Source organism: Streptomyces thermocarboxydovorans, from assembly GCF_039524635.1.
Lineage (GTDB): Bacteria > Actinomycetota > Actinomycetes > Streptomycetales > Streptomycetaceae > Streptomyces > Streptomyces thermocarboxydovorans.
The window spans coordinates 34763-60249 of the sequence record NZ_BAAAGU010000042.1 but is presented as its reverse complement, the minus strand read 5'-3'; the positions used below and the strand labels follow the sequence as shown (position 1 = coordinate 60249).

General features: G+C 71.6%; 24 protein-coding genes and 1 pseudogene. 15 read left to right on the top strand and 10 right to left on the bottom strand.

What is annotated here, in order from left to right:
- The first annotated feature begins 23 nt into the window (after positions 1-23).
- Positions 24-1313, top strand: coding sequence for a citrate synthase (locus ABD198_RS20190; RefSeq protein WP_167998213.1), 1290 nt, complete (start codon positions 24-26; stop codon positions 1311-1313).
- Between the two features lie 733 nt (positions 1314-2046).
- Here the strand turns inward: ABD198_RS20190 and ABD198_RS20185 are convergent.
- From ABD198_RS20185 to ABD198_RS20175, 3 genes are all read right to left on the bottom strand, one after another.
- A complete protein-coding gene (locus ABD198_RS20185; protein WP_344003709.1) occupies positions 2047-4308 on the bottom strand; it encodes a heavy metal translocating P-type ATPase in 2262 nt (753 codons plus the stop codon).
- Positions 4309-4357: 49 nt separating this feature from the next.
- Positions 4358-4597, bottom strand: coding sequence for a heavy-metal-associated domain-containing protein (locus ABD198_RS20180; protein ID WP_344003706.1), 240 nt, complete (start codon positions 4595-4597; stop codon positions 4358-4360).
- Between the two features lie 82 nt (positions 4598-4679).
- Positions 4680-5309 (bottom strand): TetR family transcriptional regulator, encoded by a 630-nt coding sequence (locus ABD198_RS20175; RefSeq protein WP_344003703.1) that lies wholly within the window; start codon positions 5307-5309, stop codon positions 4680-4682.
- 160 nt (positions 5310-5469) lie between these two features.
- Here ABD198_RS20175 and ABD198_RS20170 point away from each other — a divergent pair, with 160 nt between their 5' ends.
- On the top strand, positions 5470-7755 hold the full coding sequence (locus tag ABD198_RS20170; RefSeq protein WP_344003700.1) for an MMPL family transporter: 2286 nt from the start codon (positions 5470-5472) through the stop codon (positions 7753-7755).
- A 99-nt stretch (positions 7756-7854) separates the two neighbouring features.
- Here ABD198_RS20170 and ABD198_RS20165 read toward each other — a convergent pair whose 3' ends face one another.
- A complete protein-coding gene (locus ABD198_RS20165; RefSeq protein ID WP_167998208.1) occupies positions 7855-8049 on the bottom strand; it encodes a helix-turn-helix transcriptional regulator in 195 nt (64 codons plus the stop codon).
- Positions 8050-8331: 282 nt separating this feature from the next.
- Between ABD198_RS20165 and ABD198_RS20160 the strand changes: the two are divergent.
- From ABD198_RS20160 to mmsA, 3 genes and pseudogenes are all read left to right on the top strand, one after another.
- A pseudogene (locus ABD198_RS20160) lies at positions 8332-8406 on the top strand (5-deoxy-glucuronate isomerase); the annotation flags it as partial.
- A gap of 154 nt (positions 8407-8560) precedes the next feature.
- A complete protein-coding gene (gene iolD / locus ABD198_RS20155) occupies positions 8561-10453 on the top strand; it encodes a 3D-(3,5/4)-trihydroxycyclohexane-1,2-dione acylhydrolase (decyclizing) (protein WP_344003695.1) in 1893 nt (630 codons plus the stop codon).
- A 14-nt stretch (positions 10454-10467) separates the two neighbouring features.
- Positions 10468-11970 carry a CoA-acylating methylmalonate-semialdehyde dehydrogenase gene (gene mmsA, locus ABD198_RS20150; RefSeq protein WP_344003692.1) on the top strand — a complete coding sequence of 501 codons (1503 nt, stop codon included), beginning with the start codon at positions 10468-10470 and terminating at the stop codon, positions 11968-11970.
- A 39-nt stretch (positions 11971-12009) separates the two neighbouring features.
- Here mmsA and ABD198_RS20145 read toward each other — a convergent pair whose 3' ends face one another.
- A complete protein-coding gene (locus ABD198_RS20145) occupies positions 12010-13125 on the bottom strand; it encodes a tyrosine-type recombinase/integrase (protein WP_344003689.1) in 1116 nt (371 codons plus the stop codon).
- Positions 13094-13609: a helix-turn-helix domain-containing protein gene (locus ABD198_RS20140; protein ID WP_344003686.1), complete on the bottom strand. Its 516-nt coding sequence runs from the start codon at positions 13607-13609 to the stop codon at positions 13094-13096. Before ABD198_RS20140 ends, ABD198_RS20145 begins: the two co-directional genes overlap by 32 nt.
- Before the next feature lie 112 nt (positions 13610-13721).
- On the opposite strand from ABD198_RS20140, the gene ABD198_RS20135 reads away from it, so the two are divergent.
- From ABD198_RS20135 to ABD198_RS20110, 6 genes are all read left to right on the top strand, one after another.
- The gene (locus tag ABD198_RS20135; RefSeq protein WP_344003682.1) at positions 13722-13916 is read left to right on the top strand and encodes a helix-turn-helix transcriptional regulator; all 195 of its coding nucleotides are present in this window, start codon (positions 13722-13724) and stop codon (positions 13914-13916) included.
- Positions 13913-16765 carry a YfjI family protein gene (locus ABD198_RS20130; protein ID WP_344003679.1) on the top strand — a complete coding sequence of 951 codons (2853 nt, stop codon included), beginning with the start codon at positions 13913-13915 and terminating at the stop codon, positions 16763-16765. The genes ABD198_RS20135 and ABD198_RS20130 overlap by 4 nt, the downstream gene beginning before the upstream one ends.
- The gene (locus tag ABD198_RS20125; protein WP_344003676.1) at positions 16762-17133 is read left to right on the top strand and encodes a hypothetical protein; all 372 of its coding nucleotides are present in this window, start codon (positions 16762-16764) and stop codon (positions 17131-17133) included. Before ABD198_RS20130 ends, ABD198_RS20125 begins: the two co-directional genes overlap by 4 nt.
- Complete coding sequence (locus ABD198_RS20120) at positions 17133-17300, top strand: hypothetical protein (RefSeq protein ID WP_344003673.1); 168 nt, start codon at positions 17133-17135, stop codon at positions 17298-17300. The genes ABD198_RS20125 and ABD198_RS20120 overlap by 1 nt, the downstream gene beginning before the upstream one ends.
- Positions 17301-17321: 21 nt before the next feature.
- Complete coding sequence (locus ABD198_RS20115) at positions 17322-17948, top strand: hypothetical protein (RefSeq protein WP_344003670.1); 627 nt, start codon at positions 17322-17324, stop codon at positions 17946-17948.
- Between the two features lie 234 nt (positions 17949-18182).
- Positions 18183-18551: a phage terminase small subunit gene (locus tag ABD198_RS20110; protein ID WP_344003667.1), complete on the top strand. Its 369-nt coding sequence runs from the start codon at positions 18183-18185 to the stop codon at positions 18549-18551.
- A gap of 555 nt (positions 18552-19106) precedes the next feature.
- On the opposite strand, the gene ABD198_RS20105 is transcribed toward ABD198_RS20110, so the two are convergent.
- The gene (locus ABD198_RS20105) at positions 19107-19340 is read right to left on the bottom strand and encodes a GntR family transcriptional regulator (protein ID WP_344003664.1); all 234 of its coding nucleotides are present in this window, start codon (positions 19338-19340) and stop codon (positions 19107-19109) included.
- 160 nt (positions 19341-19500) lie between these two features.
- On the opposite strand from ABD198_RS20105, the gene ABD198_RS20100 reads away from it, so the two are divergent.
- Together ABD198_RS20100 and ABD198_RS20095 are read left to right on the top strand one after the other, a co-directional pair.
- On the top strand, positions 19501-19698 hold the full coding sequence (locus tag ABD198_RS20100) for a hypothetical protein (protein ID WP_344003661.1): 198 nt from the start codon (positions 19501-19503) through the stop codon (positions 19696-19698).
- Complete coding sequence (locus ABD198_RS20095; protein WP_344003659.1) at positions 19695-19871, top strand: hypothetical protein; 177 nt, start codon at positions 19695-19697, stop codon at positions 19869-19871. Before ABD198_RS20100 ends, ABD198_RS20095 begins: the two co-directional genes overlap by 4 nt.
- 335 nt (positions 19872-20206) lie before the next feature.
- Here the strand turns inward: ABD198_RS20095 and ABD198_RS20090 are convergent, their stop codons facing one another.
- From ABD198_RS20090 to ABD198_RS20080, 3 genes are read right to left on the bottom strand one after another with little or no spacing between them, the layout of a single operon-like run.
- Complete coding sequence (locus ABD198_RS20090; protein ID WP_344003657.1) at positions 20207-20473, bottom strand: HNH endonuclease; 267 nt, start codon at positions 20471-20473, stop codon at positions 20207-20209.
- Between the two features lie 26 nt (positions 20474-20499).
- Positions 20500-20841 carry a helix-turn-helix domain-containing protein gene (locus tag ABD198_RS20085; protein ID WP_344003654.1) on the bottom strand — a complete coding sequence of 114 codons (342 nt, stop codon included), beginning with the start codon at positions 20839-20841 and terminating at the stop codon, positions 20500-20502.
- Positions 20841-21413, bottom strand: coding sequence for a hypothetical protein (locus ABD198_RS20080; protein WP_344003651.1), 573 nt, complete (start codon positions 21411-21413; stop codon positions 20841-20843). Before ABD198_RS20080 ends, ABD198_RS20085 begins: the two co-directional genes overlap by 1 nt.
- 532 nt (positions 21414-21945) lie before the next feature.
- Here ABD198_RS20080 and ABD198_RS20075 point away from each other — a divergent pair.
- Positions 21946-24612: an alpha/beta fold hydrolase gene (locus ABD198_RS20075; RefSeq protein ID WP_344003648.1), complete on the top strand. Its 2667-nt coding sequence runs from the start codon at positions 21946-21948 to the stop codon at positions 24610-24612.
- Positions 24609-25472, top strand: coding sequence for an ABC transporter permease (locus ABD198_RS20070; protein ID WP_344003645.1), 864 nt, complete (start codon positions 24609-24611; stop codon positions 25470-25472). Before ABD198_RS20075 ends, ABD198_RS20070 begins: the two co-directional genes overlap by 4 nt.
- Positions 25473-25487 lie beyond the last annotated feature (15 nt).

Below are 25487 nucleotides of genomic sequence, written 5' to 3'. Positions count from 1 at the left end.
GCACTACGTCGGTGAGGGAAGACGTGAGCGACAACTCTGTAGTACTGCGGTACGGCGACGGTGAGTACACCTACCCGGTGATCGACAGCACCGTCGGCGACAAGGGCTTCGACATCGGGAAGCTCCGAGCCCAGACCGGTCTGGTGACGCTGGACAGCGGCTACGGCAACACCGCCGCCTATAAATCCGCCATCACCTACCTCGACGGTGAGGCGGGCATCCTCCGTTACCGCGGCTACCCGATCGAGCAGCTGGCCGAGCGCTCCACCTTCCTGGAGGTCGCCTACCTGCTGATCAACGGCGAGCTGCCGACCGTCGACCAGCTCTCGGCGTTCAAGAACGAGATCACGCAGCACACCCTGCTGCACGAGGACGTCAAGAACTTCTACAAGGGCTTCCCGCGCGACGCCCACCCGATGGCCATGCTGTCGTCGGTGGTCTCCGCGCTGTCCACCTTCTACCAGGACAGCCACAACCCGTTCGACGAGACCCAGCGTCACCTCTCGACGATCCGGCTGCTCGCCAAGCTCCCGACGATCGCCGCCTACGCGTACAAGAAGTCGATCGGCCACCCGTTCGTCTACCCGCGCAACGACCTCGGCTACGTCGAGAACTTCCTGCGCATGACCTTCTCGGTCCCCGCCCAGGAGTACGAGCTGGACCCGATCGTGGTCTCCGCGCTCGACAAGCTGCTGATCCTGCACGCGGACCACGAGCAGAACTGCTCGACCTCCACGGTCCGCCTGGTCGGCTCCTCGCAGGCGAACATGTTCGCCTCCATCTCCGCCGGCATCAACGCCCTGTGGGGCCCGCTGCACGGCGGCGCCAACCAGTCGGTGCTGGAGATGCTGGAGGGCATCCGCGACAGCGGCGGCGACGTCGACGCCTTCATCCGCAAGGTGAAGAACAAGGAGGACGGCGTCCGCCTGATGGGCTTCGGCCACCGGGTCTACAAGAACTTCGACCCGCGCGCCAAGATCATCAAGGCCGCAGCGCACGACGTGCTGTCCGCCCTCGGCAAGTCCGACGAGCTGCTGGACATCGCACTGAAGCTGGAGGAGCACGCGCTCTCCGACGACTACTTCGTCTCGCGCAGCCTCTACCCGAACGTCGACTTCTACACCGGCCTGATCTACCGGGCCATGGGCTTCCCGACCGAGATGTTCACGGTCCTGTTCGCCCTCGGCCGCCTGCCGGGCTGGATCGCCCAGTGGCACGAGATGATCAAGGAGCCGGGCTCCCGCATCGGCCGCCCGCGCCAGATCTACACCGGCGTGGTGCTGCGGGACTTCGTCCCGGTCGAGGAGCGCTGACACCGGCCGGGAGGCCGGCACCTCCTCTGCCAGGAGGCCGGCGCCTCCTGGCAGAGGAGGCTGTGCGCACCTCCCGCTGAGGAGGCCGTGCGCCCGAGGCGTGAACGCCGAAAGGGGCGCGGGCGACCGCTGGCCGCCGTGAGGCAGGCCGCGCGGCTGCCCGCGCCCCTTTGCCGCGCCAGGCCACAGTGTGTGCCGTTCGAGGCGGGCGACCGCCTCACAGGCCCCGGACCCGGAGCCCGGGGGAGAACCCGGGAGATCCTGGGAGAGAGAAGAAGGCGCCCCGATCGCCAGTCCCCCCACGGGCCGACGACCAGGGCGCCTTCCCGTGTCCCGGTGCGGATTCCCCCCACGGGATCCGGCCGGGCGTCTGTGAGGACAGCGCCTGAATCGCTGCGGTCTGCCGGGACAGCACACGGTCGGGAGGGCCGCTCAAAGCTCCCCGGTGTGTACGTGCCCCGGCAACGCAATCTCTGGGAAAGTCCCCCAAGACAATCCCAGATGTCAGGAAGCGCCCCCCAAGACGCTGCCTGACATCGCCAACTTAGACCTTCGAACCCCTTCGATGGTTACGTTCACATCACTGTGATCTGCGTCTCTTGCATCAACCCGCTTCATACGCAAGAGACCGCATACCGCTGGCGGGACTCAAGCGTAAGGATGATGCGCGAGCCTTGTGAAGAGCTTATGTGAGTGTCCTACCGGACTCCAGGGTTACTCACCGGTTGAGTCCTCAATGAAATGCGCGGAGGCGGAGGCTGTTCGTCACCACGAACACCGACGAGAACGCCATCGCCGCCCCGGCGATCATCGGGTTCAGCATTCCGGCCGCCGCGAGCGGCAGAGCCGCCACGTTGTAGCCGAACGCCCACACCAGATTGCCCTTGATCGTGGCGAGTGTCCTGCGGGAGAGCCGGATCGCGTCCGCCGCCACCCGCAGATCCCCGCGCACCAGCGTCAGATCGCCCGCCTCGATGGCCGCGTCGGTGCCCGTGCCCATGGCCAGACCCAGATCGGCGGTGGCGAGCGCGGCCGCGTCGTTGACGCCGTCGCCGACCATGGCGACCGTACGGCCCTCGGCCTGGAGCCGGCGCACGGCCGCGACCTTGTCCTCGGGCAGCACCTCGGCGATCACCTCGTCGATGCCCGTCTCGCGGGCCACCGCCTCGGCGACCGTCCGATTGTCGCCGGTCAGCAGCACCGGGGTCAGGCCCAGGGCGCGCAGCTCGCGCACCGCCTCGGCGCTGGTCTCCTTGACCGCGTCCGCCACGGCCAGCACGCCGCGCGGCGCGCCGTCCCAGGCGACCACCACGGCCGTACGGCCCTCCCGCTCGGCCCGCTCACGGGCACCGGCCAGCTCCGGCGGCAGCGGGGCGCCGCCCTCCGCGCCCTCAGCGCCGGGGAACCGCCCCACGGTCACCTCACGGCCGTCCACCCGGCCGCGCACGCCCCGGCCGGGGACGTTCTCGAAGTGCTCGACGGGCGGCAGCGCGCCCAGGCGCTTCTCGGCGCCCGCGGCGATCGCCCGTGCCACGGGATGCTCGGAGGCGTGCTCCAGGGCGCCCGCGAGGCGCAGCACCTCGTCCTCCTCGGTGCCTTCGGCGGCGTGGACGGCCTGGAGCGTCATCCGGCCGGTGGTGACCGTGCCGGTCTTGTCCAGCACCACCGTGTCGACCCGGCGCGTGGACTCCAGCACCTCCGGGCCCTTGATCAGGATGCCGAGCTGGGCGCCCCGCCCGGTACCGACCATCAGCGCGGTCGGGGTGGCGAGCCCGAGGGCGCACGGGCAGGCGATGATCAGCACGGCGACGGCCGCGGTGAAGGCGGCCACGGTGTCGCCGGTGGAGCCGAGCCACAGCCCGAAGGTGGCGGCCGCGATCAGCAGCACCACGGGCACGAAGACGCCGGAGATCCGGTCGGCCAGCCGCTGCACCTCGGCCTTGCCGTTCTGCGCCTCCTCCACCAGGCGCGCCATCCGCGCCAGCTGGGTGTCGGCGCCGACCCGGGTGGCCTCGACGACCAGCCGGCCGCCCGCGTTGACCGTGGCGCCGGTGACGGTGTCGCCCACGGTGACGTCCACCGGGACCGACTCGCCGGTCAGCATGGACGCGTCCACGGCCGAGGTTCCCTCGACCACCGTGCCGTCCGTGGCGATCTTCTCGCCGGGCCGGACCACGAACCGGTCGCCCACGGCCAGCCGCTGCGCCGGTATCCGCACCTCGCGTCCGTCGCGCAGCACCGCCACGTCCTTGGCGCCCAGCTCCATCAGGGCCCGCAGCGCGGCTCCCGCGCGGCGCTTGGAGCGGGCCTCCAGATAGCGGCCGAGCAGGATGAACGCGGTGACTCCGGCGGCGACCTCCAGGTAGATCGTGGAGGCGCCGTCGGTGCGCGAGACGGTCAGCTCGAAGGGGTGGCGCATGCCGGGCATGCCCGCGTCGCCGAGGAACAGCGCCCACAGCGACCAGCCGAACGCCGCCAGCGTGCCCACCGAGACCAGCGTGTCCATGGTGGCCGCGCCGTGCCGGAGGTTGGTCCAGGCGGCCCGGTGGAAGGGCAGCCCGCCCCAGACCACCACGGGCGCGGCCAGGGCGAGCGAGAGCCACTGCCAGTTGTCGAACTGCAGGGGCGAGACCATCGCCAGCAGGACGACGGGCAGGGCCAGCACCGCCGAGACCAGCAGGCGCCGGCGCAGGGCGGTCAGCTCCGGGTCCTCGTCCGGGGCCTGCTGCTGCTCCTCCCGCGGGGGTGCCGGGAGTTCGGCGGTGTAGCCGGTCCTCACCACGGTGGCGATCAGGTCGTCGACCGCGACGTCCGCCGGGTAGGTGATCCGGGCCTTCTCCGTCGCGTAGTTGACCGTGGCGGAGACGCCGTCCATCCGGTTGAGCTTCTTCTCGATGCGGGCCGCGCACGCGGCGCAGGTCATCCCGCCGATGAGCAGCTCGACCTCGGACGTCGCCGGGCGGACGTCCTCGGGGGCGGCGGTGGTGGTGGTCATGTCCTGGACTCCGGTGGGAGGTGAACGCCGGGGGGCTCGGCCGGGCTGCTCAGGCCCTGCCGACCAGCTCGTAACCGGCCTCGTCGACCGCCGCGCGCACCGCCTCGTCGTCGAGCGGCGCCGCGGAGACGACGGTGACCTCGCCGGTGGCGGCGGTGGCCTTGACCGAGCTGACGCCGGCGATCTCCGAGATCTCACTGGAGACGGCACCCTCGCAGTGTCCGCAGCTCATCCCGCTCACCTTGTAGACGGTGGTGACGGTTCCCTGGGTGTCGGTCTGGGCGGTCATGTCGTTGCTCCTCGTCGAGGCGTGTGGGGTCGAGGGGGCCAAGGAGGCCCCGACACCACCCAGAGTATACCCCTAGGGGGTATTAGTCGACCAAGGGGGCCAGGTATCGGAGGAGAACGTTCTTCAGCTCGCGCACATAGGCCTCGCGCTCCTCGCCCTCGTGGGCGAGGACCAGTTCCAGGCCGGCCTTGTAGATCCCCACGCACACCTCGGCGGTGCGCCGGACGTCCGCCGCCGGGGTGTCCGGCAGGAACGGGGTGAGCAGGGCCTCGACCCGGCCGATCAGGGTGGCGTGCAGGGCGTCGTGCTCCTCGGCCATGCGGCCGGGGATGTCGGAGCCGTGCATCAGGGTGTAGAAGACCGGGTGGCGGCAGTTGAAGTCGATGAAGCGGTCCACGGCCGCCCCGACCGCCTCCTCCAGCGGGGTCGCGGGGTCGACCGGGGCGAGGGCCTCGCCGTAGGTCCGGCGCATCTCGCTCATCAGGCGCTCGCCCAGCTCGATGGCGATCGCTTCTTTGTTCGGGAAGAACTGGTACAGGGTGCCCGGGGAGACGCCGGCCTCGCGGGCGATGGCGTTGGTGCTGGCGGCGGTGTAGCCGGTGGTGCAGAAGACGGACGCCGCCGCCTCGAGCAGCTGGGCGATGCGCCGCTCGCCGCGCGCCTGACGGCGGCGCGGCTGCTCTTTCCCTGTCTTCTCGCTCTTGGCGGGCACGTGGTTGTCCCCAGTTCTCGGTAAGCGTTGACAAACGCGAGAGGTCGCTCGCATTCTGAGGAAACGCGAGCGATCTCTCGTGTTTTCCAGTCTATGGCCATGGCCGTGCACGTCCATGGCCGTGCCGGCTTGCACTTCATGGTGAAGGGGACAGCGCAGGATGACCGAAGTCGACAAGCCGCCCAGGACCGGGGGCTTCACGCGCCTCGTCACCGCCAGGCCCCGCCTGTCGCTGCTGGCGGCCCTGGTGCTCACGGTGCTGGCCGTGCTGGCCGGCAGCGATGTCGCCGACCGCATGGGCAGCGGCGGCTGGGAGGACCCGGACGCCGAGTCCACCAACGCCACCAAGGCCCTGGAGCGCGAGTTCCCCGACTCCCAGCCCAACGTCCTGCTGCTCGTCGACGCGGGCCGGGCCCAGGTGGACGACCCGGCCGTCGCCGCCGAGGGCAGGCGGCTCGCCGAGCGCCTGGCCGGGGAGCAGGGCGTGACCGGCGTCCGCTCCTACTGGCAGACGGGCTCGCCCGCGCTGCGCGCCGAGGACGGCCACGAGGCGCTGATCGCCGCCCGCATCACGGGCGACGAGACCACGATGTACGAGACCCTGGACCGCATAGCCCCCGCCTACCGCGGCGAGAGCGGCCCGGTGGACGTCAGCGTCGGCGGCCCGGTCGCGGTGCGGCAGGAGATGCAGACGATCATCCAGGAGGACCTGCTGCGGGCCGAGATGATCGCCCTGCCCGTGACCCTGGTCCTGCTGGTGATGGTCTTCGGCAGCGCCGTCGCCGCCCTGCTGCCCCTCGGCATCGGTGTCGTCGCCATCCTGGGCACCAACGCCGTCCTGCGCGGCCTCACCGAGTTCACCGATGTGTCGGTCTTCGCGATGAACCTGACCACCGCGCTCGGACTCGGTCTCGCCATCGACTACGCCCTGTTCATCGTCCGCCGCTTCCGCGAGGAACTGGCCGCGGACGGCGACCCGCTGACCGCCGTCGGCGCCACCCTGCGCACGGCCGGCCGCACGGTGCTGTTCTCCGCGCTCACGGTCGCCGTGTCCCTCGCCGCGATGCTGCTCTTCCCGCAGTACTTCCTGCGCTCCTTCGCCTACGCGGGCATAGCGGTGGTGCTGCTGGCCGCGGCCGCCGCGCTGATCCTGCTCCCGGCCGCCCTGGTGCTGCTCGGGCACCGGGTCAACTCCCTCGACCTCAGGCGCCTGTTCCGGCGCGGACGCGGAAAGGGGGCCGCGGACGCCGCGCCGGAGAAGCCCGCACAGCAGGCCGCCGTGGAGGAGGGCGCCGCCTGGGGGCGCACCGCCCGGGTGGTGATGCGGCGCGCCCCGTTCTTCGCGCTGGGCACCACCGCCGTGCTGGTGCTGCTCGGACTGCCCTTCCTGGGCGTGAAGTTCGGCACCGCCGACGACCGCCAGCTGCCCTCCAGCGCCGAGTCGCACATCGTGCAGCAGCACATCCGCGACGGCTTCCCGGGCAGCCCCGGCGGCGGCCTGGAGATCCTCGCCGAGGGACGCGCCACCGGGGCGCAGTACGCCGCCTACAAGGAGCGCGTCGCCGCCCTGCCCGAGGTCCTGCGGGTCGAGGGACCCCTGATGAAGGGCGACTCGGCCTACTTCACCGTGCTGCCCGAGGGCGAGGCCGTGGACGACCCCGCCCAGCGGCTGGTGGACGAACTGCGCGCGGTGGACGCCCCGTTCGACACCAAGGTGACGGGTATGGCGGCCGTCCTGGTCGACTCCAAGGACGCCATCGCGGAGCAACTGCCGCTCGCCCTCGTCCTCATCGCCCTGGTCACCCTGCTGCTGGTCTTCCTGCTCACCGGCAGCGTGCTGATACCGATCCAGGCGGTGGTGCTCAACGCGCTCAGCCTCACCGCGATGTTCGGGGCGGTGGTCTGGGTCTTCCAGGACGGCCACCTGTCCGGCCTGCTGGGCTTCACCAGCCCCGGCTCCATCGAGACCACCCTGCCGGTGCTGATGTTCTGCGTGGCCTTCGGCCTCTCCATGGACTACGGGGTGTTCCTGCTCTCCCGCATCAAGGAGGAGTACGAGAAGACCGGCGACCACGACCAGGCGGTCCGGCACGGTCTGCAGCGCACGGGCGGGCTGATCACCGCGGCGGCGGTCATCCTGGCTGTGGTCATGGTCGCCATCGGCACCTCCCGGGTGACCAACACCAAGATGCTGGGCCTCGGGATCGCGCTGGCCGTCCTCATGGACGCGATGATCGTCCGCAGCCTGCTCGTACCGTCGGTGATGCGCCTCACCGGCCGCGCCACCTGGTGGGCGCCGGGGCCGCTGCGGCGGTTCCACGAGCGGTTCGGACTGAGCGAGGGGGAGTCCGCGCCGCGCACGAAGGAGGCACCCGCGGCCGACGCGGAGCAGCCGGACGAGCCGTCCGAGGGCCGGCGCGACACGGTGGACGCCGGCCGGAGCTGACGGCACGGGCTCCCCTGAGCCAAGGAGCGGCGGCTGCGCCCCACCCGTTCGAGGTGGGACGCAGCCGCCGCCTGTGCGTCGGGCCGGGCCCTCAGGCCCTCACCTCCGCCCCCTGTTCCCCGGCCGGGACGCCACCCAGGCCCGGACGGTGTCCGCGTACCAGTAGGGCTTGCCCCCTTCCACATGGTCGGGCGGCGGCAACAGGCCGTGCTTGCGGTAGGAGCGCACGGTGTCCGGCTGCACCTTGATGTGCGCAGCGATGTCCTTGTAGGACCACAGCCTTCTGTCGGTCATGCGTCGTACCTCCCCGCGCAGACCACGGCGGCGGCCGGGGGTGGCCGTCAGGGGGAGCCGGGCTGCGCTGGTGATCACCAAGCGTTGTGCCCGGTGAACGATGGGTGATGGGGCCGGGGAAGGGATCGTGCGCGGGTGTGACCAAGACCTCGCGCAAGCCGGACATGTGTGACACGGGTGAGGTGTCTGTGACACACCTGACGAGAACTGGTCCGTATGTCTGGACAAAATGTTGACAGCGCTGCGTCGCCCGGCTAGAAACCGGGGGAAGGGCCGTACGAACGGGACGCGCGCCCGGCACCGATCACCTCCGGCGCGGGAGGCCGCTTTGCTTTGGCAGGAGCGAAGTGCGAGCGATGACTCCCCGCCCGCTTCGGCCCCGCGCCGGAGGACTCCCCGACCGGACTCCCGGCCGGCCCGCCGCAGGCGAACACGGCGGGCCGGCCGCGCGTATACCTCGGCGCGGTTCTGCTTTCGTCCGGCCCACGCCGACAGCACAGGGGGTTACCCGATGACGGCGCACACCACGACCACCCGGCTCACGGTCGCCCAGGCACTCGTCCGCTTCCTCGCCGCCCAGTACACCGAGCGCGACGGCGAGCGGCGCAGGCTGATCGAGGCCACCTGGGGCATCTTCGGCCACGGCAATGTCGCCGGGATCGGCCAGGCGCTGCTGGAGCACGCGGAGGTGATGCCGTATCACCAGGGGCGCAACGAGCAGGCCATGGTCCACGCCGCCGTCGGGTACGCCCGCCAGTGCAACCGGCTGTCCGCCCACGCCGTCACCACCTCCATAGGCCCCGGCGCGACCAACCTGGTCACCGGCGCCGCCCTCGCCACCGTCAACCACCTGCCGGTGCTGCTCCTGCCCGGCGACGTCTTCGCCGCCCGCCCCGCCGACCCGGTGCTGCAGCAGCTGGAGGTGCCGCACGCCGGCGATGTGTCGGTCAACGACTGCCTGCGCCCGGTGTCCCGCTACTTCGACCGGATCACCCGCCCCGAGGCCCTGATCCCCTCCGCGCTGAACGCGATGCGCGTGCTCACCGACCCCGCCGAGACCGGCGCCGTCACCCTCGCCCTGCCGCAGGACGTGCAGGCCGAGGCCTACGACTGGCCCGAGGAGTTCTTCGCCGAGCGCACCTGGACCGTGCGCCGCCCCGCCGCCGACCCGGCCGAGCTCGCCCAGGCCGTCGCCGCCATCCGCGCCGCCCGCCGCCCCCTGCTGATCGCCGGCGGCGGGGTGCGCCACAGCCGCGCCGAGCAGGCCCTCGCCGGCTTCGCCGCCGCCACCGGCATCCCCGTCGCCTCCACCCAGGCCGGCAAGGGCGCCCTGCGCCACGACCACCCCCAGGACGTCGGCGGCATCGGCCACACCGGCACCGCCACCGCCTGCGAACTCGCCCGCGCCGCCGACCTGGTGATCGGCGTCGGCACCCGCTACACCGACTTCACCACCGCCTCCGGCACCCTCTTCCAGAACCCGGACGTCCGCTTCCTCAACCTCAACATCGCCGCCTTCGACGGCCACAAGCTCGCCGGGCTCCCGCTGATCGCGGACGCCCGCAGCGGCCTGACCCAGCTGACCGAGGCACTCACCAGGCACCGGTACCGGATCGCCGCCGCCTACGCCGCCGAGTACACCGAGGACAAGGAGCGCTGGGAGCAGCGCGTCGACGCCTGCTACGAGGCCGACGAGCCCGACGTCAGGCCCACCCAGCCGCAGGTCCTGGGCGTCCTGGACAGCCTGGTGGACGAGAGGGACATCGTCATCAACGCCGCCGGCTCACTCCCCGGCGACCTGCACAAGCTCTGGCGCGCCCGATGCCGCGACCAGTACCACGTGGAGTACGGCTACTCCTGCATGGGCTACGAGATCCCCGCCGCCATCGGGGTGAAGCTCGCCGCACCCGAGCGCCAGGTGTGGGCGCTGGTCGGCGACGGCACCTATCTGATGATGCCCACCGAGATCGTCACCGCCGTGCAGGAGGGGATCGCGATCAAGGTCGTGATCCTGCAGAACCACGGCTACGCCTCCATCGGCGCCCTGTCCGAGTCGGTCGGCGGCGAGCGGTTCGGCACCGCCTACCGCTTCCCGTCCGCCGACGGCGGCCACACCGGGCCGCCGCTGCCGGTCGATCTCGCCGCCAACGCGGCCAGCCTCGGCATGCGGGTGCTGCGCGCCAGGACTGTCGACGGGCTGCGCGGGGCACTCGCCGAGGCGCGGGCCGCCGACACTCCCACATGTGTCTACGTGGAGACCCAAACGACCGACACTGTGTCGGGCGCGCCTCCGGCGCAGGCCTGGTGGGATGTACCTGTGGCCGAGACCGCGACCCGCGCGTCCGCGGTCAAGGCACGTGAGCTGTACGAACGGCACGTCTCCACCCGACGCCGCCATCTGTGAAGGAGTACTCGGTCATGACGAAGATCGTCAACCACTGGATCGGCGGCAAGACCGCCGAGGGCGCCTCGGGTACCTACGGTCCGGTGACGAACCCCGCCACCGGGGAGGTCACCACCAAGGTCGCCTTCGCCTCCGTGGAGGAGGTGGATGCCGCGGTAGCCGCCGCCAAGGAGGCGTTCCCGAGCTGGAGCAAGACCTCGCTCGCGCAGCGCACCACCATCCTCTTCCGCTTCCGCGCCCTGCTCGACCAGCACCGCGACGAGATCGCCGAGCTGATCACCGCCGAGCACGGCAAGGTGCACTCCGACGCCCTCGGTGAGGTCGCGCGCGGCCTGGAGATCGTCGACCTGGCCTGCGGCATCAACGTCCAGCTCAAGGGCGAGCTGTCCACCCAGGTCGCCAACCGCGTCGACGTGGCGTCCATCCGCCAGCCGCTGGGCGTGGTCGCCGGCATCACCCCGTTCAACTTCCCGGCGATGGTGCCGATGTGGATGTTCCCCATCGCCATCGCCTGCGGCAACACCTTCGTGCTGAAGCCCAGCGAGAAGGACCCCTCGGCCTCCGTCCGCCTCGCCGAGCTGCTGTCCGAGGCCGGCCTGCCCGACGGTGTGTTCAACATCGTCCACGGCGACAAGGTGGCCGTCGACCGCCTCCTGGAGCACCCCGACGTCAAGGCCGTCTCCTTCGTCGGCTCCACGCCCATCGCCCGCTACATCCACACCACCGCCTCCGCCAACGGCAAGCGCGTGCAGGCCCTCGGCGGCGCCAAGAACCACATGCTGGTGCTCCCGGACGCCGACCTGGACGCGGCCGCCGACGCCGCCGTCTCCGCCGCCTACGGCTCGGCCGGCGAGCGCTGCATGGCCATCTCCGCGGTCGTCGCGGTCGGCTCGATCGGCGACGAGCTGGTGGAGAAGATCCGCGAGCGCGCCGAGAAGATCAAGATCGGCCCCGGCAACGACCCGACCTCCGAGATGGGCCCGCTGATCACCAAGGCCCACCGCGACAAGGTGGCCTCCTACGTGGAGAACGCGGCCGCCGAGGGCTGCGAGGTCGTCCTGGACGGCACCGGCTTCACCGTGGACGGCCACGAGAACGGCCACTGGATCGGCATCTCCCTGCTCGACAAGGTGCCGACCTCGGCCAAGGCCTACCAGGACGAGATCTTCGGCCCGGTGCTGTGCGTGCTGCGCACCGAGACCTACGAGGAGGCCCTGGAGCTCATCAACTCCTCGCCGTTCGGCAACGGCACCGCGATCTTCACCCGGGACGGCGGCGCGGCCCGCCGCTTCCAGCTGGAGGTCGAGGCCGGCATGGTCGGCGTCAACGTCCCGATCCCGGTCCCCGTGGGCTACCACTCCTTCGGCGGCTGGAAGGACTCCCTCTTCGGCGACCACCACATCTACGGCAACGACGGCACGCACTTCTACACCCGCGGCAAGGTCGTCACCACCCGCTGGCCCGACCCCGCCGACCTCCCCGCCGGCGTCGACCTGGGCTTCCCGCGCAACTCCTGAACACCCCCCTTCGATGCCCGCTGGCCTGCTGTCTCCTGGTCAGCGGGCATCATCAGTCCGCACAGAGTCCGCATCTGAAGTGATCTTGGTGCTGAATGCGTCGTCGATCGCCCGCCGCGTCTTGTCCTCCGAGTTGGGCAGCAGATGCGAGTACACGTTCAACGTCATGGCCGCGTTCGTGTGCCCGAGTCGCTCCGAGACGACCTTGACCGACTCGCCCGCCGCGATCAGAAGCGACGCGTAGGTGTGCCGCAACTGATGCATGGTCACCGCTGGCAGACCGGCCGCCTTCCGCGCCGGCCGCCATGCACTGTCCATCAGGCGCGTGGAGACCACCGGGCCGCCCTTCGGGTCCTGGAACAGGAAGCCGTCCGGGTCCGCGGGGAACGCCTTCAGGTGCGTCACCAGGGCGTGCACGACGACGTCCGGCAATGGCACCGTCCGCACGGACTCCTTCGTCTTCGGCTCACACACCCGCGTCCCGCCACCCTTGGTCTGCTGTACCTGCTGCTCGACGTGCAGTAGCCGCTTGAAGAAGTCGACGTGCCGCACCTGCAGCCCGAACAGTTCCCCCGGCCGCAGCCCGGTACCGGCGCCGAGGACGACGAGGGCCCGGTACCGGTCGGGCATCGCGTCGGCGAGCGCGCGCACCTCCTCAACAGTGAGCGGCACGACCTTGCGGCGCGGCACCTCCGGCAGGTCGACGTCCGCGCACGGTGACACAGCTATGACCCGGTCGCCGACCGCGGCCCGGAACACCGCACGCACAGTGTTGAACGTGGTTCTCGCAGTCGATGCCTTCATGCCGCTCTTCGTCAGACCGGTGACCCAGCTCTGCACGTCACCGCGCCGGATCCGTGCGATCGGCTTGTCACCGAAAGCCGGGTAGGCGTGCACCCGCAGATGCTGTTCGGCCTTCACCTGCGTGGTGGGCTTGTGCGGTTTGGCCTTCCGCCACTGCTCCGCGTAGGCCCGAAAGGTGGTGAGGCCGGCGCGCGGGTCGACGTAGGTCCCGGTGAGCTGCGAGGCGGTCACCTCGTCGAGCCACCGCTGCCCGTCGACCTTGCGGTCGAAGTGCCGGGAGTGTTCCTTGCCCGCGTCGTCCCGGTACCGGGCGCGCCACTTACCGTTCGGTCGCTTCGCCAGACTCGCCACGCTCGCCCCCCTCCGTCACGGTGCCGTAGCCCTGCTCGGCCATGGCGCGCGCCCAGGCTGCGGCCTTCTCCCGCTCCTCGGGAATCGACATGTCGAAGGAACGCGCCCAGCTTTCGCGGAAGAACTGTTCCCGACTGCCGCCGAGAATCGGCCCCTTCGCCGCGATCCAGCGCCGGACGTCCCCAACGGACACGGTCTCTTCCGGGGTGACCTGATATGCCGCGTCGCGCGGTGCGTCGGGCGAGACCAACAGGTTCAGTGGCGAGACGTTAAGCACCCGGGCAAGCGCCAGCAGCTCGACGACGCTCAGCGTCGGGCGCCGGCCACCCTCGAAGTTCGCAACGATCGACCGGTTCCACTTGACGCCGACGCGTTCGAGCTCGGCCGCAAGTTCTGCGGCGCTCATGCGCGCGCGCCCTCGCAGTTCTCTTACGCGCTCCCTGACCGTGTCCACGGGCGAGGCCGGACCTTCTGTGTGCTTCATGAGCACAGTCAAGCATCGCTGGACACAGGTTGCAAGCGTCGGGCATAGTCGTCACTGACACGAAGTGTGCGCAGAGATGTCACACCGTGCGGATAAGACAGGGAGTGTGAGTATGGAGCGCCGGCCGCTCGCAACACTGCGGGACATCGTCGACTTCACCGGTCTGCCCCCGCGCACGATCTACGACCAGCGGCACCGCGGCGTCGGCATCGGCGCCCTGGCCTTCAAGGTCGGCACCCAGCTCCGTTGGGACTGGGACGACGTGGACGCCTGGGTCTCCCAGCAGAAGGGGCAGGCCGCGGCGTGAGCAGCAAGAAGAACGCCCCGGAGGCAACCGGGGCGCAGAGCGACCAGCGGGCGGGCGGGTCGGTGACCACCGTAGCCGATCCCGACGTGGTCCGGGCCTGGATGAAGAATCAGTACGGGGAAGCCCCCGGCCTGATCTCCGTCATCACCAGCAACGACCGGACCGGCCGCCGCTTCGACTGCGTGGACCAGGCCGCAGAGTACGCCGCCGCGGTCGACGTCCCCGGAGTGAAGGGCGTCTACGCTCAGGTGACCACGCTCGCCCGCCCCCCGGAGCGCGGCGGGCGCGGCGGCGCCGAACTGGCGCACGCGCTCATCGACATGTGGTCAGACATCGACTTCGGCACCGTCGGCCACGCCGAAGGCAAGGTGCCCAACCCGCCCGACGCCGAACAGGCACTCCGCATCTGGACGGAATCCGGCTTGCCCGAACCGTCCTCGGTCATCAACTCCGGAGGCGGCCTGTACGTCCGTGCCCGTTTCGACCGGCCGCTCATCATCGGTGAGGACATCACCCGCGAGGACGCGAAGCGGTTGGCCGCAGACTGGCAGAACATCCTCGGGGAGTCCGCGGGCCGTCTCGGTTACGCCTACGGAACCGGCGTCAAGGACCTCGCGCGGGTCCTGCGCATCCCGGGCACGGTCAACCGGAAGGAAGACCTGGCCCGGCCGTGCGTCCTGGTCTCCGACGACGGCCCGCGCTACGGCTACACCGAGCTGCGGCACCTTGCGGACCGGCTCGCGCCGAAAACGCGTGCACCGAGATCCCGTGACAACCGTGACACAACCCGGGGAGCAGTCCGCTCTGTGAACACCCAGCAGGGTTCTGTCACGGTTGTCACGCCATCCGGGGGGCCGCTTGGCATCCTCGGCGACCACCCTGTCGTGCCCGCGCTCCTCGAACACGTGGGATGGACCTACCGCGAGCAGAGCCCGGGAGGATGTGGCTACTGCGGGAGCGCAGACCAGTACTGGAGCTACCCCGGTTACGTCGACGGGGTCAACGGCACCGGCGCCGCCGTCCACCGGGGCGAGAACACCATCACCATCTGGTCGGAGACCCCCGGCTTGCCCACCGGTGAAGTCATGTCTGCCGGTGGCCTGTTCGCCCACCTTCACCACGGCGGGAACATGTCCGCCGCCGCCCTGGACCTGATGCGGGCCGCCCACGGGAGGGGCGCTGCCACCCCGGCCGCGCGTGCGGTGCCGGCCGAAGTCCTCGCCGCCATCAAGACCGCAACGGAGACCCCCGAAGTGCGTGACAACCGTGACACAACGCCGGACGCCGTCCAGTATCCGGACCCGAGCGAGGTTGTGTCACGGTTGTCACGGGAAATGGCGGCGGAAAAACCGCTCCCCGTGGACCGGCCGCGCGTCCCCCGCTTCCCCCTCGCCGCCCTCGGCGAGTCCAGCCTCGCCCGCATGGTCGAAGCTCTCGCCGCGTCCGCGCAGGTCTCCCCCGACCTGGCCGTCATCCTCGCCCTGCCCGTCATCACCACCGCCATCGGCGGACGGGCCGCCGTCCAGATCCGGCCCGGGTGGCGCGAGCAACTCGTGCTGTGGACCGTGGGCGTTGCCCTCCCCGGCGAACGCAAGACACAGATCGAACGACTGTTGACCAACCCCCTGCGCGAGGAGGAGGCCCGCCTCCGGGGCGCCGCCGCCCCGCTCATCCAGGAAGCGGAAACCCGCCGCCGCGTCTACGAGGAACGCGTGCGCAGCGCCGAGAAGAACGCCGTCCGCGCAAAGCCCGCAGACCTGGAGAAGGCCATGCAGGAGGTGAACCTCGCTCAGAAGGTTCTCAACGACGTTGGCGAGGTGCCCGCCCTACCGTCGCTGTTCTTCGGCGACATCACCCCGGCGGCCATGCCCATCAAGGCCGGCGAGAACGACGGACGCGGCGCAGTCATCGACTCCGAAGGCGTCTTCTTCAAGAACGCCACCGGCCGCCGCTTCGGCACCGGCACCCCCGACACCACATTCGCCCTCCAGGCATACGACGGTGTAGCGGTTCCCGTGCACCGGGTGCAGCGCGGCAGCGTCGACCTCGAGCACGCGTGGCTGAGCCTTGGACTGCTCGTCCAGCCCGTCATGCTGACGACCCTTGCGAAGGACGACGATGACGAGCTGCTGCACAACGGGTTCGTCCAGCGCCCCCTTTACAGCTACCCGGAATCTGCGCTCGGCGGCCGGGACCCGCGCAACGCGCGGCCGGTACCCGCGGACATCACGGACGACTACAGCACGCGCATCAAGACGCTCGTGAAACAGCTGTGGCAGGCGAAGGAGCAGCGGATCATTACGTTCGCTCCCGAAGCCAACGAGTTCATGTACCGGTTCGAGGAGACCCTGGAGCCGCGCATGGCGCCGAACGGGGACCTGCGTCCGCTCATGTCGTGGGCGTCGAAGCTCCCGGGCAAGCTCGCCCGGATCGCCGCCGCCCTCACCCTGTACGACAACCCCACGGCGACCGAGGTGACCGGCGACTACATGGCCGCCGCGGTCTCCATGGCGCCGTACTTCATCACGCACGCCCAGCTCTGCCTGGACCTCATGGGCGCGAACCGTGACTCCCGCCTCGTGCCCGCCCGCGACGTCCTGGACTGGCTCCGCACGCGCGACAAGCCCGGCGAGCCGTTCACCCTTCGGGACGTCCACCGGGGCGTGCGCCGCAAGTGGGTCGAAGACGGAGGCCGGGACGCCGTATCCGCGGCCCTGGCCGTCCTCGAGGAACGCGGGTGGATCGCCGCGCTCCCCGCCGAGCAGCCCCCGGCCCGGGGCGGCCGACCGCCATCCCCGAAGTACCTCCCCCACCCGCAGATCACCAACCAGCCCGAGGAGACCCAGTGACCGCCTCGTACCGGAAGCCGCGGCTGTCCCCCGCGGCGCTCGCCCTCGTCGACCAGGCCGCCGCGGCTGCACGCGACCACGGGCAACCCGCCTTCCGCATCGCGCCGATTCCTGCCGGTCTCTTTCCCTGCGCCTGGTGCGACTGTCCCGACAGTGACGCCGTCCTCGGCCGGCACACCGAGGACACCTGCCCGAAGTGCTGGGATCGCGCCACCACCGCCGTCGCTCTTCTCGACACCGGGTGTCCCGCTCTCACCGTCTACACCCTGTGCGACCGGCACCGCCAACCCTGGTGGGAACTTACCGCCGCCACCCTCGGCCTGCCCGTCGACTCCCCACCACCCGGCCTCATCCCCCAGGAGTCCTGATGCCTTACCGCGTCGCCCTCTGCCGCTGCGAGCGCATCACCCGGCTCGTCGGCACCGCCACCGTCAAGGGCCACCGCCAGGACCTCATCCAGTGCCCCGACGACGCATGCGAACTCGTCTGGGCCGTCCGCCCCGACCACACCCCCAGCAGCCGCACCGCGGCCTGAACACCACGAAGGGACCCCGCCATGTCCGTACTCCACATCACCTACACGAGCTCCGACTCTGATCTCATCCCCGCCGGCGTCACCATCCCCGCCAACGTGCGCAAGGCCATGACCGCCCGCGACGCCGCTTTCGACGACTACGCCGAAGCCCTCATCAAGTACGACGACGTGATCGGGCAGGGCTACATCGAGCGCGCCCAGCAGCGCGACGCCGACCGCGCCCGCGAAGCCGTCCGCCGCGGACAGGACCCGCACGACGGAATCTCCGAAGTCGCCCGGGTCACCGCCGAGCACGGCCGCGCCGTCGGCATCATCAACGCCCTCGCCGAACGCGTCCGCCAGCACGACACCGAGGTCTACCGGCAATGGGCCCGCGCCCTGCCCAGCGTCGAAGCCGAACTCCGCGACGCCCTGCCCAAGGATGCGCAGGAGATGCGCCAGGCTGAGGCCGCATACCGCGCCGCCAAGGGCGCCTACCGCGCACGCGTCGCCACACTCGCCTACGTGTCGCTGCAGCAGAAGGGCAGGGTGCGCAGCCTCACGGACGCCCCCCGGTACTGGGTGGCCCCGAAGTTCGACCAGACCGAGGAAGAGCTGGCCCGCCTGTGGCTCGCAGAACACAGCGTCGACATCGACGACGCGGCCTGACAGATCGGTGCACAACCGTGCACCGAACCCCCACACCGTGGGATGATCGATGCGGGCCCAGCTTGACGCGCCGGGCTGGGCCCGCAGACATGTGGCCGCTGACGCTTCTCTCCCGTTGCCGTCAGCGGCCACAGCCGTACCCCCTGGGGATGGAACCCGACCCCATAGGGGGGCCGGAGCGCCGGGGAGGGCTCCGGGGGAGCGGTCGACCAATCAACCTCAACGGAGGGCGCTATGCCTGCACCTCGTGATCCGTCGAAGCCGTACAGCCGTGCCCATCGTGGGCAGGGCCGTCTCGCGAACGTCGTCGACCTGCCGGCCGAGGGCTGCACCCTGCCGGTGCCGGAGATGCCGCCCGGCCGGGACTGGACGGACGCGGACCGGACGCGGTGGGAGGAGCTGTGGCAGTCCCCCCAGGCGACGATGTGGGACGACACCGCCCGCGGCACGGTCGCGCTGCTCCTCGTCTATGAGGCCGCGGTGCTGAACGGGTCGGCGTCGGCGTGGCAGGCGCAGGAGGCCCGGTACGCCGGTGAGGCGTTGGGGCTCACGCCGCGGGCGATGGCTCAGCTGGGTTGGCGGATCGTGGAGAGTGAGCAGTGACGACTCCTCGCCGCCGCGCGCGTGCAGCTGCAGCCGCTCCTCCGCCGGCGGGCCCGGTGTCTCTCGACTGGCGCGCCCTGGAGTACGGCATCAAGCGGTGGCCGCCCGGCCCGGACAACCCCGTTCCCCTGCACGTTGTGTGGCTGGCCCGGCGCCGCGCGAGGGAGGCCCGGAGGCGGGCAGAGGTAGAGGGAGCCCTCTACGGCGGTAGCGGGGGCGGTAGTGGGGTCTGACCTGCGTTGTAGAGGGGGTAGAGGGGGTGCTGCGGCGACCCCCGAAACCCGAAACTTCGCAGGTCACCCCCGATACCGGGGGCGAAATCGGTTTCGCCTGGACCCGAAACCGGTTTCGCCCTGACGACCTGACACCGTCAGGGCCGCGTGACACCCGAACCCCTAGGCAGGCGCGGTGTCACGCACTCCTGACAGCGGGCCGTGACGTCACCTGACACCGGCCGGCGAGTGGTCATCTCACCGGTCCGGGCCGCCGCAGCAGCCTGCGGGGACGGCCGTTCAGCGCGCCGTCCAGGTGGTCATGCCGGACGGCGGCAGGTGGTCATGTGGTCGGGGCGACGACGAACGTCCCCTTGTTCGGCAGGGTGACGACCAGGCCGCGGTCGCGCAGCTCCTTGACGGCACGGCGGGCCGTCCCGGGGGCGACGCCGTACTGTGCGCCCATCTCCCGTTCGTTCGGCAGGCGGGCGCCGTGCGGAAGCCGGCCGGAGCGGATTTCGGCTTCCACTTCGTTGGCCACGCGCACGTAGACGTAGACGAACGGGTCCTCGCTCATGCTCCGGAACGTAGGGCGACGCCCAGCGGCGGGCACCCGTAGGTGGCCCCATGTGGCCGTATGGGGTGCCCTGTAGTGGCCTGTAGCGGTACCGTCCGACCAGCGGAAAGCCCCGCAACCGGCCAGGGTTCGGGGGCACGGACGACTGGTTGGAGTCGACATGGCAGAGAGTACGCAGCGCACGACTGTGGGGGACACCCCGCCCGCCTACGGGTTCTGCAGCTGGCACCAGGCGCACGCCCCAGGGGTGCGGCTGATCACCGTCATCGAGCAGGGGTCCGGTCCGGGGCACGTGCACTACGCGTGCGGGCCGTGCCGCCAGGAGCACGGCCTGGTGCCGTTCGCGGACCGGCCGTGAGTACGGCGGAGACGGCGTTCCTCGAGCTGGCCGACCACAGCGTCGGCTGCCCGGTGTGCCGCCCCGACGCCGACGCCCCGACGGAGGAGCGGCCGGTGTGCGCGGTGGCGCTGGAGCTGTACCGCGTGTGGCGTCGAGCGTGGCGGGCGGCGCGCGGGGCCGCGGCCCGTTGAAGCCCCCCTGCTGCTGGCTCGCGCCGACGCCGGTAGCAGGATGGGGCGGGGCCGCGGTAGGCGCTACTGCGCGAGGTGCGCCGTCCCGTCCAGATGGCGGGGTCCCGGCCCCGAGCCGCCCCCGGACCGCTACAGCGGCCGGGGGCGGTGCCATGTGCCGGGCAGGGAGGCGCGGGGGAGGCGGGGAGTTCTCCCTGTATGCCTCCCTGCCCTGCCTCCCCGGGGGCGACCTGCGGGAACGGCCGTTCAGGGAGGCCAGGGAGGCACCGCCCCGACCCCGGAAAACGGGTCTGGAGCGGTGTTTCGCCTCCCCCGTGGCGCCTCCCTCCCCGGGGTCAGGCCGCGAGCGCCGGCGCCTCCTGGTGGTGGGCGAGGAGCAGCCACACCAGCGGCCACGGCAGCACGTCATCCTTTGCCAGGTTGCACTGCCAGCAGGCGAGCACGAGGTTCTCCTGCCGCCACCCGCGCCACAGGCTGTGCGGGACGTAGTGGTCCAGCGTGGGCTTCACGTGCTCAGAGAACGACTGTCCACAGTAGAAGCACTGGTTGCCGTCCCGCTCGACGAGCCTCGCACGGACCTTGCCGCGTCGCCTGGAGGGCATGAGGCTGCGGTTGTTGCTCACGAGCGTCACCGCCCCTCGGACGCGCGGCGTGCCTGCCAGGCGCGCACGTGGCGGGCGGCCTGGTGGATCGCGAACCGGGCCGCGTCCTCCGGTCGTGCCTTGTATGCGGCGGTGAGGATCTCGAGGTTGCGGCGCAGCTGCGGCTCGTCGGGCAGCAGCAGACCGGCCGCAACCGGCGGCGCAGGCACGGGTTCCGGGGCGGGCGCCGGCGGGGGCGTTTCCGTCAGGTCCCTGCGCACCGTGTCACGGGAAACACCGAGCTCGGCCGCAATCTCCGCCGGGCTCATGCCGCGTTCGGTGAGGTGCGCGACGACGATGCGCCGGGTCGCACGGGACAGTGCAGCCATCACGCATCACCCCTGCGGGCGACCTGTCCGTCGAGGGCGCGGGCCAGGTGCTCGCGCGCCACCCGCAGCGCCCCCGTGTAGCGGTCGAGGGCGAGCAGCAGCTCGTCGACCTGGGCGACGTCGAGGGCGGGCCACGAGCCGTCCGCGAAGAACGAGAGGTGCGGCTGCTCGCCGTCCCACTGGGCAAGTTCGAACGGCAGCAGCGGCTCGTCGACGAACGAGACGCGCAGGGCGTGCTCGGGGCCGTAATGCACCCGCTCCTGCGGGTCCTGGCAGTACGCGCCGCCGCACTGGCTGTCGAGCGCGTCACACCGGCTGACCTGCGGCGCATCAACGCGCATCAGGTCCGCATCCTCGTGCGCCGCGTTGATGCGCTCGGCGTCGGCGACGGTGACGAGCCCACGAGCGCGGCCCGCGTCCGGGTCGTAGGCGCTCGCGTCCGCGTCGACAACGGCCGCGAGCGGGTGCAGGGGCTCGGGCAGCGGCCGGCCGTCCAGCTTGGCGAGCGCGGCGGCGACGGCGGGGAACTCGGCGACGAATCCAGGGTCGATGGGCTGTACGTTGTTCTGCATGGTCGGACTTCCTTGCTCTGGAAGGGGTCTGGTCTAGGCGCCGTGCCGGTGTGGCTGCACCGGGCGGCGCCGCTTCGTGTCGAGCAAGGGGCGGGGCGGTCCTCGAGCGGTCCGCAAACAGTCCGCAGGCGCGTAGAAAACGGCCGTCAAGGGCCGGTAACCGCCGTTAGGGGAACGGCTGGTCAGCGCGATACCGCGCACAAGATCGCAGGTCAGAGCGACGTACTGAGGCTTCCCGCGCAACCACTGAGCGCCACCGGCGCCTTCCGGCGCACACCCTCACGGGGCCGCCCGTTCTCCGGGCGGCCCCGCCCTCGCCCGCCTTCGCTGCGATTCCCGCCCGCCTGGCACGAAGACAATGCGTACATAACTGCGCAAATGGCTGCGTGACGCGCCCGACGCGGGAGCCGGGGCGGCCCCGTCGTACAACGGCCGCGGTATGCGGTGGCGGGGCCGTACACCACCGGGAGGTGACGAGGTTCGGTCTCCGGGCGGCAGGGGGACGGGCGGTTCACCCCGTACCGTGGTTCGCATGGATCTTCGACTGCCCGGCCTGCGGTGGTTCCGGTCGCTGCGGCCCCGAGGTGCCCTCGCCGCCGGGGCCGCCGTCGTCGTACTCGCCGGAGCCGGCACCTACGGCGCGGTCGCCTCGGACGAGCCGCCCGCCGTCCGGCGTGCCGACCGGGTCATGACGATGGGCGACGGGGTGCGCATCGACACCTCGTACTTCACCGCGGGGCCGGCCGGCCGCCGCCCCGCCGTGCTGCTCGGGCACGGCTTCGGCGGCAGCAAGAACGATGTGCGCAAGCAGGCCGAGGCCCTCGCCCGCGACGGATACGCGGTGCTCACCTGGTCCGCGCGCGGCTTCGGCCGGTCCACCGGGAAGATCGGGCTGAACGACCCGAAGGGCGAGGTCGCCGACGCCTCCCGGCTGGTCGACTGGCTGGCGAAGCAGCCGGAGGTCCGCCTGGACAAGCCCGGCGACCCCCGCGTCGGCATGGCCGGCGCCTCCTACGCCGGTGCCGTCTCCCTGCTCACCGCCGGGCACGACGACCGGATCGACGCCCTCGCCCCGTCCCTCACCTACTACGACCTCGCCGACGCGCTGTTCCCGAACGGCGTGCTGAAGAAGCTGTGGGCGAGCCTCTTCGTCAGCGCCGGCGGCGGCTGCGACCGGTTCGAGCCCGCGCTGTGCCGGATGTATCAGCGGGTCGCCGAGTCCGGCACGCCCGACGCCGAGGCCCGCCGCCTGCTGGAGAAGCGCTCGCCGTCCGCGGTCGCCGACCGCATCGACGTACCCACCCTCCTGGTGCAGGGCCAGTCCGACTCGCTCTTCCCGCTCGGCCAGTCCGACGCCACGGCCACGGCCATCCGCCGCAACGGCGCCCCCGTGGACGTCGACTGGATCGCCGGCGGCCACGACGGCGGCGACATGGAGACCGCCCGGGTCGAAGGCCGCGTGCGGGCCTGGTTCGACCGCCACCTCAAGGGCGACGAGGGCGCGGACACCGGACCCGCCTTCCGCGTCACCCGCACCGGAGGCGTCGACTCCACCGACGGCGAGGCCCAGCTGCGCGGCGCGAGTGCCGACCGCTACCCCGGCCTGCACAGCGGGCCGCGCGAGATCCCGCTCACCGGACACGAGCAGACCTTCGACAACCCGGCCGGCGCCGGCCCGCCCGCCGTCTCCGCCCTTCCCGGACTCGGGGAGTCCGGCGGGCTGTCCCAGCTCTCCTCCCTCGGCGTCGGCGTCTCCCTGGACTTCCCCGGCCAGCACGCCCGCTTCGACTCCGCCCCGCTCCGGGAGGACCTGCGCATCACCGGCTCGCCGACGGCCACCGTCCGCGTGACCTCCACCAGCGCGGACGCCGTCCTGTTCGCCAAGGTCTACGACGTCGGCCCGGACGGACGGCAGCAGGTGCTGCCCTCCCAGCTGGTCACACCCGTGCGGGTCGAGAACGCCAAGCAGGGCAAGGACGTCCGGCTCACCCTCCCGGCCATCGACCACGAGATCGAGCGGGGCCACCGCCTGCGCCTGGTCCTCGCCTCCACCGACCTCGCCTATGCCTCCCCGGCCGCACCCGCGAAGTACACCGTCGCCCTGAAGAGCGACCTCACGGTGCCGACCGCGCCCGGGGTCAGCACCGCCGCGGCACCCCTGCCCTCCTGGGTGTGGTGGCTGCCGCTCACCGCCGCCGCGGCCGCCCTCGCCCTGATCCTCACCGGCCGCCGCCGCACCTCGACCGGCAGCGGGCCCACCGCCCCCGACCCCGGACTCGCCGACGTGCCGCTGCAGATCACCGGCCTGAGCAAGCGCTACGCCGGCTCCGCCGACCGGTACGCCGTGCAGGACCTCTCCTTCCGCGTCGAACGCGGCCAGGTGCTCGGCCTGCTCGGCCCCAACGGCGCCGGCAAGACCACCACCCTGCGCATGCTGATGGGCCTCATCCAGCCCGACGCCGGCGAGATCCGCGTCTTCGGCCACGCCATCCGCCCCGGCGCCCCGGTGCTCTCCCGGGTCGGCGCGTTCGTCGAGGGCGCCGGCTTCCTGCCGCACCTGTCCGGCCGGGAGAACCTCGAGCTGTACTGGAAGGCCACCGGCCGCCCGCCCGAGGACGCCCACCTCGACGAGGCCCTGCGGATCGCCGGACTCGGCGACGCCCTCGCCCGCGCGGTGCGCACCTACTCCCAGGGCATGCGGCAGCGGCTCGCCATCGCCCAGGCCATGCTCGGCCTGCCCGATCTGCTCATCCTCGACGAACCCACCAACGGGCTCGACCCGCCCCAGATCCGCGAGATGCGCGAGGTGATGATCCGTTACGCCGCCGCCGGGCGCACCGTCATCGTCTCCAGCCATCTGCTGGCGGAGGTCGAGCAGACCTGCACCCACCTGGTGGTGATGGACCGCGGCCGGCTCGTCCAGGCCGGCCCCGTCGGCGAGATCACCGGCTCGGGCGAGACACTGCTCGTCGGCACGGCCACGGCCGTCGAGGACGCCGTCGTCGAGAAGGTCGCCGCGCTGCCCGGCGTGGCCTCCGCGGTGCGCACCGACGACGGGCTGCTGGTCCGCCTCGGCGCCGGCGGCAGCGCGCAGCGGCTGGTCGCCGAACTCGTACGCCTGGAGGTGCCCGTGCACTCCGTCGGCCCCCACCGCCGCCTGGAGGACGCCTTCCTCACCCTGATCGGAGGCTCGGCATGAGCAGCACGCTCACCGGACACCCCGAGGCCGCCGGCTACCGGGCCGGCCGCACCCTGCCGCTGCGGGTGGAGCTGGTCCGCCAGCTCAAACGCCGCCGGACGCTGGTGATGTACTCGGTCCTCGCCGTCCTGCCGTTCGTGCTGGCCATCGCCTTCGCGATCGGCGGCGAGCCGGGAGGCCGCAACGACCGCGTCACGCTGATGGACACGGCCACCGCCTCCGGCGCCAACTTCGCCGCCGTGAACCTGTTCGTCTCCGCGGGCTTCCTGCTGGTCATCCCCGTCGCGCTGTTCTGCGGGGACACGGTGGCCTCGGAGGCGAGCTGGTCCTCCCTGCGCTATCTGCTGGCCGCGCCCGTGCCCCGGATGCGGCTGCTGTGGTCCAAGCTGATCGTCGGACTGGGGCTCAGTCTCGCCGCGATGGTGCTGCTGCCGCTGGTCGCCCTCGCCGTCGGCACAGCCGTGTACGGCTGGGGCTCCCTGCGGCTGCCCACCGGCGGCGCGCTGGACGCCGGCACGGCGGCCCAGCGGCTCGTGGTGGTCGTGGCGTACCTGTTCGTCTCCCAGCTGGTCACCGCGGGCCTGGCGTTCTGGCTGTCGACCCGCACCGACGCCCCGCTGGGCGCGGTCGGCGGGGCGGTCGGACTGACCATCGTCGGCAATGTGCTGGACGCGGTCACCGCGCTCGGCCACTGGCGGGACTTCCTGCCCGCGCACTGGCAGTTCGCCTGGATCGACGCGGTCCAGCCCACGCCCGAGTGGTCCGGGATGATCCAGGGCGCCGCAATCTCCGTGGCGTACGCCCTGGTCCTGTTCGCCGCCGCCTTCCGCGGCTTCGCCCGCAAGGACGTCGTGTCCTAGGGGGACCCCTGGGCG

What these genes read in the sequence shown, in the direction of transcription:
- ABD198_RS20070 (WP_344003645.1), top strand. Translation starts at nt 24,609, where the DNA reads ATGAGCAGCACGCTCACCGGACACCCCGAGGCCGCCGGCTACCGGGCC.
- ABD198_RS20085 (WP_344003654.1), bottom strand. Translation starts at nt 20,841, where the DNA reads ATGGCTGCACTGTCCCGTGCGACCCGGCGCATCGTCGTCGCGCACCTC.
- ABD198_RS20075 (WP_344003648.1), top strand. Translation starts at nt 21,946, where the DNA reads ATGGATCTTCGACTGCCCGGCCTGCGGTGGTTCCGGTCGCTGCGGCCC.
- ABD198_RS20185 (WP_344003709.1), bottom strand. Translation starts at nt 4,308, where the DNA reads ATGACCACCACCACCGCCGCCCCCGAGGACGTCCGCCCGGCGACGTCC.
- mmsA (WP_344003692.1), top strand. Translation starts at nt 10,468, where the DNA reads ATGACGAAGATCGTCAACCACTGGATCGGCGGCAAGACCGCCGAGGGC.
- ABD198_RS20090 (WP_344003657.1), bottom strand. Translation starts at nt 20,473, where the DNA reads ATGCCCTCCAGGCGACGCGGCAAGGTCCGTGCGAGGCTCGTCGAGCGG.
- ABD198_RS20170 (WP_344003700.1), top strand. Translation starts at nt 5,470, where the DNA reads ATGACCGAAGTCGACAAGCCGCCCAGGACCGGGGGCTTCACGCGCCTC.
- ABD198_RS20100 (WP_344003661.1), top strand. Translation starts at nt 19,501, where the DNA reads ATGGCAGAGAGTACGCAGCGCACGACTGTGGGGGACACCCCGCCCGCC.
- iolD (WP_344003695.1), top strand. Translation starts at nt 8,561, where the DNA reads ATGACGGCGCACACCACGACCACCCGGCTCACGGTCGCCCAGGCACTC.
- ABD198_RS20120 (WP_344003673.1), top strand. Translation starts at nt 17,133, where the DNA reads ATGCCTTACCGCGTCGCCCTCTGCCGCTGCGAGCGCATCACCCGGCTC.
- ABD198_RS20105 (WP_344003664.1), bottom strand. Translation starts at nt 19,340, where the DNA reads ATGAGCGAGGACCCGTTCGTCTACGTCTACGTGCGCGTGGCCAACGAA.
- ABD198_RS20115 (WP_344003670.1), top strand. Translation starts at nt 17,322, where the DNA reads ATGTCCGTACTCCACATCACCTACACGAGCTCCGACTCTGATCTCATC.
- ABD198_RS20080 (WP_344003651.1), bottom strand. Translation starts at nt 21,413, where the DNA reads ATGCAGAACAACGTACAGCCCATCGACCCTGGATTCGTCGCCGAGTTC.
- ABD198_RS20165 (WP_167998208.1), bottom strand. Translation starts at nt 8,049, where the DNA reads ATGACCGACAGAAGGCTGTGGTCCTACAAGGACATCGCTGCGCACATC.
- ABD198_RS20135 (WP_344003682.1), top strand. Translation starts at nt 13,722, where the DNA reads ATGGAGCGCCGGCCGCTCGCAACACTGCGGGACATCGTCGACTTCACC.
- ABD198_RS20140 (WP_344003686.1), bottom strand. Translation starts at nt 13,609, where the DNA reads ATGAAGCACACAGAAGGTCCGGCCTCGCCCGTGGACACGGTCAGGGAG.
- ABD198_RS20110 (WP_344003667.1), top strand. Translation starts at nt 18,183, where the DNA reads ATGCCTGCACCTCGTGATCCGTCGAAGCCGTACAGCCGTGCCCATCGT.
- ABD198_RS20180 (WP_344003706.1), bottom strand. Translation starts at nt 4,597, where the DNA reads ATGACCGCCCAGACCGACACCCAGGGAACCGTCACCACCGTCTACAAG.